This window comes from Microcoleus sp. BM001215392 (assembly GCF_036700185.1).
In the GTDB taxonomy this organism is placed as follows: domain Bacteria; phylum Cyanobacteriota; class Cyanobacteriia; order Cyanobacteriales; family Microcoleaceae; genus Microcoleus.
Genome location: NZ_JAUBOJ010000528.1, coordinates 1 through 4051, shown reverse-complemented (window position 1 = coordinate 4051; position 4051 = coordinate 1). Strand labels below are relative to the sequence as shown.

Genomic DNA, 4051 nt, shown 5'->3' with positions numbered 1-4051 from the left:
CTACCTCAACTGGGGGCAACAGTCCCGCCGCCAACACCGGGGGAACCACAACCTCTGCCGTGGGATGCGGTGTTGGGAGGTCAGGGATAGCTGCAAAAAAAGCGGGTGAGTTGCGAGTCGTTTACGTCCAGAAACTCACTGGAAAGTGAAACGACACTCAGCATACGTGCTACAACCCTAGGAAACCCTATGGGTTTCCGGAATGGACAACCATGTTACATCCCAGCAGAAAACAGCCCCAAACAGCGACATCTTGCCTCAGCGGTCGTCGCTGTAGAATTAGTTGATATACCGACACAAGGCAATGCCCGAACTCCTAGTATCCAACCACGAACCCAAGGACAAAATACTGCTGTCTGACTTAGTTGAGGCAGCTTTTGGTATGCCTTGGTGGTGGTGCGCGCATCCTAGCGAGTTTATAGCCCTTCCGTGGTACTGCTTTGGTGTTGTCCTAGTTCACGTAGACCAGGTGCTTGACGGACGTAGTGTAAGAAGACTTTTTTGGTATCTGAGGCTTTCTCCAATCAACCTCACTGCGTTCCTGATCGCAAAGTTTCGCAACTGCATTCCTCTTGTCCGCAACGACAGCTTAATCGCACCCGCAATCTAACTTTGCCGGGGCGGTTCCTCCTATGCCTTGAATTTTCAAAAAAACTGTAAACGCCAAAAAACCGCTGCTATCAATTGGAACCTGAACTGCAACGGCTTTTGGTACTAAAACCCGCTTTTTAGGGCGGAAAACCTATGACTATATCCTACCCCACAGGGTCAAATTTTGCATCCGATTCCTCGGAAAATTCCAGCCAACTGAGTACAGACTCCTTCGATATCCGTGACCACCTGGACAAGCTACGACCAGGTAAAGGGAAAGGTAAATATATTTGCCCGGTATGCAGTGGGCGCAATCTAAGCATTGAAAGTAAGACTGGGAAGTATCACTGTTTTACCTCTGACTGTGACACCACAGCTATCCGTGAAGCTATCAAACCTTGGGCTGAAGTCTTGGCAGAGCGTCAGGCACAGAAGGAAGACAAGGCAAAACAGAAGCCACAAAAGAAGGTGATAGCAGTCCAAAGTCTAATTCCACAGTCGATATCGGTTCCAATACCGACTGGACTGAAAATCCTAAGACTACCAGCACCACAATACGGGCCCGAACCTCATAAGCCTGAATACTTGCCAAAGGGTATACCCGCAGAAACCCAACAAATTACCTACGTCTACAGCCATTCACAGTCCGTATTGCGCTTTGAATGGTTAGACCCAAACAGTCCAAAGGGGCGTGACAAAACCTACCGCCAAACTCACATTGACGGCGGTGGTAAACGTGTCTGGAACAAAGGCGATTTACCTTGGTCTGCCTACCGCATTGACGAAGTAGTTGAGGTTTTAGCAGGCGTGCCAGACGGTGAACCCGTTGCAGTTCTGATGCTTGAGGGTGAGCCAAACGTAGAACTTGCAAGGCCTCACGGTATCGCAGCCCTAACACTCCAGGGGTCTAACTGGAACGATGCCGAAATCACCAGAACTGTGGAAGCGCTGCGGGTCACAGGGAAAAACATCACGCTCCTGAAACTACGGGACAACGACGCTACGGGAATCAAGAAAGGCGCTCAGGTTCAATCAATTTGCGATCGCCTTCAATTCCCTTGTGTAGTTCTTGACCCGGTTGTCATCTACCCAGATATCCCAGATAAAGGGGATATCCGAGAGATTTTGGAAAACATGGACATTGAAGAGTTTATTCGCCGATTAGAAGCGGAAATTCACAACGCTGCAACGGGAGAAATCAATGAAAATTCTCTTATCTCTCACGCGCATACGCGAGAAGATGTAGTATATTTGTCGTCAGTCAGTAGTATTAACGACTACATTCCAGACGCAGCGCCATCTCCAGAACTTAACTACATCCAAAAAGCAGAATCTGCACTGTATGCTGAGGGTCATTGGGTCTCAATTGCGGGTCAAATTTACCAATTTGCTGACGGTTGTTATCAACTGCGGCCAGAAACTTCAGAAAAACGTCGCATCCGTGACTGGCTCAGTACCTATTTTGAGAAGGTAAAAGATGTATATCGCTGTAACCGAGCTAGTTCTGCCAGCATTAATCAGGTCTATGACTGGGTGGTTGCAGGTTTGGATGTAGACCTTGATACCGTAAACCCGCCGGGGTTGAACTGCTCTAACGGGGTTGTAAGGATTAATCCTGACGGCTCCCATACCTTTACCCCACACAATCCTGAGCAGGTTTACACATACATCGGTGGCAAATATGACCCTGATGTCGATGTCACAGATTGCGATCGCCTTTTGGAGTGTCTTGAGCCACAGCAGCGAGAGATTTTTCTGAGAACAATTGCTGCTGCACTGTGCTTGCCTCTGGCTCGTTTGAAAATGTCACGGGTCAAAGGGCTGCTTTGTCACGGCGATGGTAGCAACGGCAAGGATACTTTGCGGACTGCGTTGGTGGCTGTGCTGGGACGGGGCGTGACTGGGAAGTCTTTAAAGGACTTTCAGATTTACGACACCGGCCGCAAGTTTCCCCTTGCCGGTCTTGAGAATTCTCTCTGCAACTGGTCTAGCGAGAATGCGGACGCGGTGAAACTGGACAAGTTGCAAAGTCTCAAGCAGTTCATCACCGGGGATGAGTTGACCATTGAACACAAGGGACGCGGTGAGTATCCGTACAAGCCAGAGGCTATATTCCTTGCTAACTGCAATGTCTTGCCAAGTATCAGCAGTGATGCGGAAGCTATCCGCAGCCGTTACTGCATTCTGAGTTTTAAGAAAACTTACGTAGTTGGAGCCGATGCCGCTAAAGGTCAATTAGAGGCCGATCCTCGGTTTAAGGAAGACCCAAACTTTGTTCTGGAACGGATTGCCTCGGCGTTGTTGAACAGGATGTTGGAGCGGATACCGTTGGTACTGACTCAAGGAATTAATTACGGCTCCAGTGACGCGGCTTTGCGGGAAGCTCAGGAGAAATCTCAGCACCTGTGGCAGTTTGTTCGAGATATGGGGTATGAGGTCGGTCAAGGCGATCGGGTTTACGCTAAAGATTTGTGGCAGGAGTTACGGGACTGGTATGTAGAGGCTGGCATTCTTGAAATTGAACACAACCTCAACGGCAATCAGAAGCTAATTTGGAATGAGTTGCCGGGGCGTGACACTCCTGTTAAGGCTATCAATCAAGTCTTTGCGCGGTTCAGCGAGTTGTTCCCTAAATTGGGGAAATATCGACACACCGAACGAGGTTTCGAGTCTCAGCGGACGATGGGTGATTTTTACTATCTCGGCATCAGCAAACACAATTCAGAAAAAAGTGAAAAAAGTGCTCCAGCATCTCCAGCAGTAGACACAGCAAGGGTATTGTCTCCAGCAGTGCTCCAGCAAAAAAATACCGCTGGAGCACTGCTGGAGCAAACAATCCTTACACAGAGCGCTGCTGGAGATGCTGGAGCACTAAACCCAACTATTTTGGAATTGTGCAATGCGATCGCAAAACTCACTCTATCTGACAAGCAAAAACTGACAGAACTACTCACGGGCATCCCCTGCTCCGACCCGCTCAAAGCATTCAGGGTCGGTGACAAGGTGGCTGGCAACGACCCAGAGGACTCTAGTTATAGCTGGCACGGCCGCATTGTTGAGATTCACACGAGCATCAGTTGCAAGGTTGACTGGCAAGAGCGCGAGGGTCATAAGGGCGGACGGGTAATATCAATGCTCTTCTGTAACTTGCGGAAACTCAAGTAGCTGCCTGATAGTTGACGACTAGAATCTTATCCCCCTACCTTGGGGGATTTTCGTGTCTACAAGTTCTGTAGACAATTTGTTGACAGCGTAGACAGTTATCAGTTATTGTAGACAAAGTAGTGTATACAGGTGTCTACAATGAGTCAAAGTCAAGTCGTATCGTTCAGAGCGAACGGTCACTTCCTGAACTGGATAGAAGCTCAAAGACTGGAGGGTGAGTCCGTAAGTCAAGCTGCACAGCGCATTCTCAAGGAAGTATCAGGCACGTCTACAGTGTCTACACGTAGCGACCCTC

Annotated in this window: 2 protein-coding genes; both read left to right on the top strand. The window is 49.0% G+C overall.

Annotated features, from left to right (window positions below; genetic code table 11):
• The first annotated feature begins 304 nt into the window (after positions 1-304).
• Positions 305-610, top strand: coding sequence for a hypothetical protein (locus QT974_RS32045; protein WP_333472407.1), 306 nt, complete (start codon positions 305-307; stop codon positions 608-610).
• Positions 611-744: 134 nt separating this feature from the next.
• Positions 745-3756 carry a DUF5906 domain-containing protein gene (locus QT974_RS32040; protein WP_333472406.1) on the top strand — a complete coding sequence of 1004 codons (3012 nt, stop codon included), beginning with the start codon at positions 745-747 and terminating at the stop codon, positions 3754-3756.
• Positions 3757-4051: the final 295 nt, after the last annotated feature.